The sequence below is a fragment of the Actinomadura sp. KC06 genome, assembly GCF_004348735.1.
Classification (GTDB): Bacteria; Actinomycetota; Actinomycetes; order Streptosporangiales; family Streptosporangiaceae; genus Spirillospora.
This window is the reverse complement of the sequence record NZ_SMKT01000283.1, coordinates 1-6,425: the sequence shown is the minus strand read 5'-3', so window position 1 is coordinate 6,425 and position 6,425 is coordinate 1. Positions and strand designations below refer to the sequence as shown.

Here is a 6,425-nt window from a genome sequence, read left to right as displayed (position 1 = left end):
GGACACCCCCGGCTGGGCCCCACTCGACCCGCCGGTCCAGGACTTCACCCAGGAAGGTCCGCCGGCTCCTTCCTTCGGACCGCCCTCCGGCCCCGAGCCGCCGTCCGCCCCCGTCCCGGCGCGGACGGACCGGCTCGCGATCGCCGCCCTGGTCACGGGACTGTGCGGGCTGGTCCTGTTCGCGATCGGCTTCGCCATCGCCGCACTCGTCCGGACCGGCCGCCGGGCGCACGGGCGCCCCGCTGACAAGGGCAGGGGCCTCGCCATCGGCGAGGTCACGCTTCCGGCCGCCCCCTTTCCTACCGCATGCCGCTCCACCTCGTGGACCCCACCGCCGCGACGCCGACCAGGGAGAGCTGGAATGGGGGATATCGGAAAGTGTTCTGCCTGGTCACCGGCAAGAATGGGCCGCTTAAGCGGTCGGTGGTGCCGCATTGATCACCACCATGGCGCGGCCGCTCCCACATTGGCGAAAGGTATTGGGAATGGTTTATCTGTCGGCTGATTTGAACGGGGTACCGCTGTGAGCACACCGCCGCCCTCTCCCCCCGGCCCCGCCCCTGACCCGAAGGACTCCGCGCCTGCCGGAGCCGAGCAGCCCGCTTGGGCGCCGCCCGGTGTTTCCGGCGTGCCGGGCGCTTCCGGACCCGACCCCGGCATGCCAGGGCCTTGGCCGGGTCCGGGGCCGGGGCGGGACGTCCCGTTCTACGCCGGCGGGCCCCCGCAGCCGGAACCGCGGCTCGTGCCTCGGACGAACCGGCTGGCGATCGTCGCGCTCGTCACCGGGCTGTGTGGCCTGATCCTGCTGGCGGTCGGCTTCGCGATCGCCGCGCTCGTGCAGGCCGGACGGCGCGGGGAGCGGGGCAAGGGCCTGGCCATCGGCGCGCTGGTCGCGTCCGGCACCTGGGTCGTGGTGGCGGCGGTCGCCCTCGCCGTGGTGGCGGGTTCGCTGGTCACCGCCGACCGGGACGAGTCGGGACGGGTCACCGGCAAGGACAAGATGCTGCCCGCGGCACTGCGGGTCGGCGACTGCTTCACCGGTTTCCAGGTCGAGTCGATGACGTCGCCCGTCACGGCACTGCCCTGCGCGGAGCCGCACCAGGGCGAGGTCGTCGCCCAGGTACGGCTGCCGGCCGGCGAATTTCCGGGTAACAGGAAGGTTCACGAACAGGCGACCGATGCCTGCTTCATCAAGACGATCCGCTTTCTGAAGAGCCGGCATGCCCAGCACCTGGAGCCTTACCTCATCTTGCCGGCAAAGGCGAACTGGGACTCCGGCGACCGCAAAGTGCTCTGCCTTCTCACCTATAACGGGCCCGACACCATCACCGCGCCGATCGCGGCGACCCTGGACCCGAAGCTGAAGTACTGGACCGAACTCTCCTACGGCGACTGCTTCGGGAAATGGGACGCGGACGTCCCGGCGCAGCGCGTCCTGTCCTGCAGCGAGTCGCACTGGAGCCAGGTGTACGCGGTCTACAAGCTGAAGGCGGGTCCGTATCCGGGAGAGAAGGGGATGGAGCGGAAGGCGGAAACGGGCTGCAAGAAGCAGATGAACAAGGCTTTCGGCCGGCACCCGCAGCCCGAGTACTACTCGTTCTTCTACGCGCAGAAATTCGAGTGGGAGGGCGGGATCCGCACCATCGTCTGCTTCGGCATGAGCGAGGACCGTCCGCTGAAGAAGACGATGCTGCCGCGCTGACCCGCGGCGGGCCCCGGCGGAATCCGGGGCCCGCCGGTCCGGGTCAGACGACCGCGCCCGAGTCGTGCGTGGTGCGGCGGGGCGGGCGGGACTTGGTCTTGCGCTGCGGCGGCGGGGCCTTCGCGAAGCGCTCCAGGACGACCGCGATCGGCGTCGCGGTGAACACGCTGGAGTACGTCCCGACGATGATCCCGATCAGGAGCGCGATGGCGAAGTCGGTCAGCGAGTCGCCGCCGAGGACCGCCAGGGCGGACAGGATGAACAGCGCGCCCATCCCGGTGTTGATCGTCCGCGGGACGGTCTGCAGGACGCCCCGGTTCGCGATCGCGGCGAACCGTCCCTTCGGATTCTCGCCCCACATCTCCCGGACGCGGTCGAACACGACGACGGAGTCGTTGACCGAGTATCCGATGATGGTGAGCAGCGCGGCGAGGAAGACCCCGTCGATCGGTTTGCCGAGCCAGGCGAAGATGCCGGTGACGATCGTGATGTCGTGGAACATGGCGATGACGGACCCGGCCGCGAACGTCCAGCGGAACCTGATCGTCAGGTAGGCGAGCTGCACCAGCAGCGCGACCGCGAGGGCGATGAGGGCCTTCTTCCGCAGCTCGTCGCCCAGGCTCGGGCCGATCAGCTCGTCGCGCTGCTTGGTGGCGCCGCCGCCCTTCTCCGCCAGGGCGTCGTGGACGCGCTTCTCCTCCTCGTTGGTGAGATCGACCGTCCGGACGGAGATGTCGTCCTTCCCGGACGTCTGGACGACGGCGCGCGGGAACCCGGCGTCGGCGACGGCGGAGCGCGCGACGTCGATGTCGAGGGGACGGTTCGTGGAGTACTCGACCAGCCGTCCGCCGGTGAACTCCACGCCGAAGTTGAGGCCGCGGACGAAGATCCCGGTCACGGCGATGACGACGGCGAGCGCGGAGATCCCGAGCCAGAGGCGGCTGCGTTTCATCAGGTCGGGGCCGCTCTCCTCCAGCCACCGCCGGAGCCGTCCGGCGCCGCTGAGGCCGCCCGCCCGGCCCTTGCTGAGCCGGGGCATCCGCGCCGCGGCGGCGTCGGTGAGGACGCGGCTCAGCAGCATCGCCGAGACGAGGGAGGCGAGGACGCCGATGGTCAGCGTGACGCCGAACCCCTTCACCGGGCCGGAGGCGAGGAAGAACAGCAGGGCCCCGGCGAGCAGCGTGGTGACGGCGGAGTCCGCGATCGCCGACCACGCCTTGTTGAACCCGGTGGCCAGGGCCGTCCGCGCGCTGCGCCCCGGGGTGGCGGACATCTCCTCTCTGGCGCGTTCGAAGGCCAGGACGTTGGCGTCGATGGCCATGCCGATGGCGAGGACGAAACCGGCCAGGCCGGGCAGGGTCAGGGTCGCGCCGACGGCGACGAGCGCGGCGTAGGAGATCAGCGCGTATCCGGTCAGCGCGACGGTGGCGAGGAAGCCGACGAGCCGGTAGACGGCCACGATGAACAGGCCGGTCAGGATGATGCCGATGACCGCGGCGCGGGCGCTGGCGTCGATCGCCTCGTCGCCGAGCGTCGGCCCGACCACCCGCTGCTCGATGATCTTCACGGGGACCGGCAGCGAGCCGCCCTCGATCAGGGCGGCGAGGTCCTTGGCCTCCCCGGCGCTGAAGTCGCCGGTGATCTGCGTCGATCCGCCGGTGATGCCGACGCCGCAGGACACGCTCTCGGTGACGCCCGGGGACGAGATCACCTTGCCGTCCAGGATGATCGCGATCCGCCGCTCGTCACCGGCCGCGCACGCGGCCTTGGCGGTCAGCTGCTCCCAGGTCTTCCCGCCGCCGCCCTTGAAGTCGACGTTGACGGCCCAGCCGCCGAGGTTCTGCGGATCGTAGGTCGCGCTGGCCGAGCCGATCCCGTCGCCGGTGAGCGCGGCGGGGCCGATCAGGATCTGCTGGCCGCTCTCGTCCGGGATCAGCTGCTGCCCCTGGCCGGCCTTGCCGGTGTTGGGCAGCACCGGATGGGCGGTGAGCTGCGCCGTCTTGCCGAGCGTGTCGGTCGCCCTGGACGGGTCCTGAACGTCGGGCAGCTCCACGATCAGCCGCCGCTCGCCGGACCGGGTGAGCGAGGACTCCGCGACGCCGAGCGCGTCGACGCGGCGCTGCAGCACCTCGCGGGCGCGGTCGGTGGACTCCCGGTCGGCCTTCACCGTCGGCGAGTCCTGGGTCTCGAGCACGATCTGGGTGCCGCCGCGCAGGTCGAGGCCGAGGCGGGCGGGTTTGGACCAGGCGAAGTAGAACGATGTGGCGAGCACGGCGAACGCCAGTACCGCCCGCACCATGTTGGCGCGAGTCAAAGGGAACCTCCACACGGGCTTCGGCGCCGGGCGGCTGCACGGCACCGCGGACGACTAGCTCAGATCCGTGGGGAGGTGGGGGGTGCGCGCCCGCGCGGGACACCGCTCGGCGCGACGTCCGGCGAGGCGTGGACGGCGAGGGCCCGGACGGCGCGTCCGGACGGCGGCCGGACCTCGACGCCGGACGCGGGCGGCACCGCGAACACCGGATGCACGACGAGCGGCGACTGCCCGGCATGGGCGAGATGCGCGTGCACCGCCTGCGCGTGGGGGCTCTGACGGTGCTTGCCGGCCGAGGACCTGGGCCGGGCGGGCGCGTGCTGCACCGTTCCGTTCCGGACGCCGGTGATCGTCCCGGTGGGGGACGTCCCGCCGTGCGCCCCGGCCCCGGCGGGCCCGACCACGATCCCGAGCAGGCCGAGCGCGACGACCAGGAGCCGGGCGACGGGACGGGCGGGCCGGTACAGGTCGCGCATCCTGCCCTCCCCTCGGGCTCCTCGATCGGACGGCGTCGTCGCCGGGATCCGTGGTGCGTCTTCCTCCGTCCACGATGCCGGGGACGGCGGCGGGCGGTCCAGCCAACCTAGCCCAGGTTCACCGGCCTGGAGACACCGTTCGCCCGGCGTTGACGAAACCCAGAGGGTGGACCTGCACAGATGCCCCGCAGACCGTCCACACAACGCAAGGCAACGCAACGGAGCGGGCCGCCCCATCGTGTGGGACGGCCCGCTCCGTGCTGCGCCGCTATCGAGGGCGTGGAGGCTGTCAGCAGCCCAGGAGCTGCGCGGCGAGGAAGGCTTCGACCTGGCCGATCGCGATGCGCTCCTGGCTCATCGAGTCGCGTTCGCGGACGGTGACCGCGTCGTCCTCCAGGGTGTCGAAGTCGACGGTGACGCAGAACGGCGTGCCGATCTCGTCCTGCCGGCGGTAGCGGCGGCCGATGGCCCCGGCGTCGTCGAACTCGACGTTCCAGTTCTTGCGGAGCCGCGCGGCGAGGTCGCGGGCCTTCGGGGACAGGTCGGCGTTGCGCGACAGCGGTAGCACCGCGGCCTTGACCGGGGCGAGCCGCCGGTCGAGCCGCATGACGGTGCGCTTCTCCATCTTGCCCTTGGCGTTGGGCGCCTCGTCCTCGGCGTAGGCGTCCATCATGAACGTGAGCGTGCACCGGTCGACGCCCGCCGCCGGCTCGATCACGTACGGGACGAACCGCTCGCCGGACTCCTGGTCGAAGAACGACAGGTCGGCCCCGGACGCCTTGGAGTGCGTCGTCAGGTCGAAGTCGGTGCGGTTGGCGACGCCCTCCAGCTCGCCCCATTCGCCGCCGATGAAGTCGAAGCGGTACTCCACGTCCACGGTCCGCTTGGAGTAGTGCGAGAGCTTCTCCGCCGGGTGCTCGTACAGCCGCAGGTTCTCTTTGCGGATGCCGAGGTCGACGTACCACTGCATGCGCTCGTCGATCCAGTACTGGTGCCATTCCTCGTCGCTGCCGGGCTTGACGAAGAATTCCATCTCCATTTGCTCGAACTCGCGGGTCCGGAAGATGAAGTTGCCGGGCGTGATCTCGTTGCGGAACGACTTGCCGATCTGCCCGATGCCGAACGGGACCTTGCGCCGCGAGGACTGCTGGACGTTCAGGTAGTTGATGAAGATGCCCTGCGCGGTCTCGGGACGCAGGTAGGCCAGGCCCGACTCGTCCTCGACGGGGCCGAGGTAGGTCTTGAGGAGGCCGTTGAACATCCGCGGCTCGGTGAAGGAGCCCTTGACGCCGCAGTTCGGGCAGCCGATGTCGGCGAGGCCGTTCGCGGGCGGGCGGCCGTGCTTCTCCTCGTAGCCCTCTTCGAGGTGGTCGGCGCGGAAGCGCTTGTGGCAGGACTGGCACTCGGTGAGCGGGTCGACGAACGCCTGGACGTGGCCGCTGGCCTCCCAGACCTCGCGCGCGAGGATGACGCACGAGTCCAGGCCGACGATGTCGTCGCGGCCCTGCACCATGGACTTCCACCATTGGCGCTTGACGTTGTTCTTCAGCTCGACGCCGAGCGGCCCGTAGTCCCAGGAGGCGCGGAGACCGCCGTAGATCTCGCTCGACGGGTAGACCAGGCCCCGCCGCTTGGCGAGGTTGACGATCGTTTCCAGCACATCGGAACGGCGTGCCATGAAATATTCTCCATCCGGCTGGCGGTCGGCGGGACAGTGAGTGCGCCCCGGTCCCGCCGTGGAAACGGCGGGTGGCGGCGATTGCGATCCCCGGTGATGACGCTCTGGCGGCCGGCCGCCGAAATGTGCGGTCTTCTCCGGCGCCTGCGAGCAATCCCAGCTTAGGGCACAGGTGAGTCTAGTAGACGCAGCGTGGTATGCGCGCGCCCATTAAGGCGCCCTGGCAGGCGAGCCTGGCCAGGCGGGTCTAGTGGG

5 protein-coding genes are annotated in these 6,425 nt (G+C 70.7%); 1 reads left to right on the top strand and 4 read right to left on the bottom strand.

Translation table 11 applies throughout. From position 1 onward, the window contains the following. Positions 1-198: hypothetical protein (locus tag E1287_RS45235; protein WP_207934783.1), on the bottom strand; the 198-nt coding region annotated here is incomplete at its 3' end. A 544-nt stretch (positions 199-742) separates the two neighbouring features. Between E1287_RS45235 and E1287_RS41425 the strand changes: the two genes are divergently transcribed. Then, entirely contained in the window at positions 743-1,702 is a 960-nt protein-coding gene (locus E1287_RS41425; RefSeq protein ID WP_165969449.1) for a DUF4190 domain-containing protein, read from the top strand. A gap of 43 nt (positions 1,703-1,745) precedes the next feature. On the opposite strand, the gene secD is transcribed toward E1287_RS41425, so the two are convergent. The 3 genes from secD to E1287_RS41410 form a co-directional block, all read right to left on the bottom strand. After that, on the bottom strand, positions 1,746-4,016 hold the full coding sequence (gene secD / locus E1287_RS41420; RefSeq protein ID WP_131971302.1) for a protein translocase subunit SecD: 2,271 nt from the start codon (positions 4,014-4,016) through the stop codon (positions 1,746-1,748). Between the two features lie 59 nt (positions 4,017-4,075). Further along, entirely contained in the window at positions 4,076-4,492 is a 417-nt protein-coding gene (locus E1287_RS41415) for a hypothetical protein (protein ID WP_131971300.1), read from the bottom strand. 289 nt (positions 4,493-4,781) lie between these two features. Continuing rightward, the gene (locus E1287_RS41410; RefSeq protein WP_131971298.1) at positions 4,782-6,170 is read right to left on the bottom strand and encodes a glycine--tRNA ligase; all 1,389 of its coding nucleotides are present in this window, start codon (positions 6,168-6,170) and stop codon (positions 4,782-4,784) included. Between the last annotated feature and the right edge of the window lie 255 nt (positions 6,171-6,425).

What these genes read in the sequence shown, in the direction of transcription:
- E1287_RS41410 (WP_131971298.1), bottom strand. Translation starts at nt 6,170, where the DNA reads ATGGCACGCCGTTCCGATGTGCTGGAAACGATCGTCAACCTCGCCAAG.
- E1287_RS41415 (WP_131971300.1), bottom strand. Translation starts at nt 4,492, where the DNA reads ATGCGCGACCTGTACCGGCCCGCCCGTCCCGTCGCCCGGCTCCTGGTC.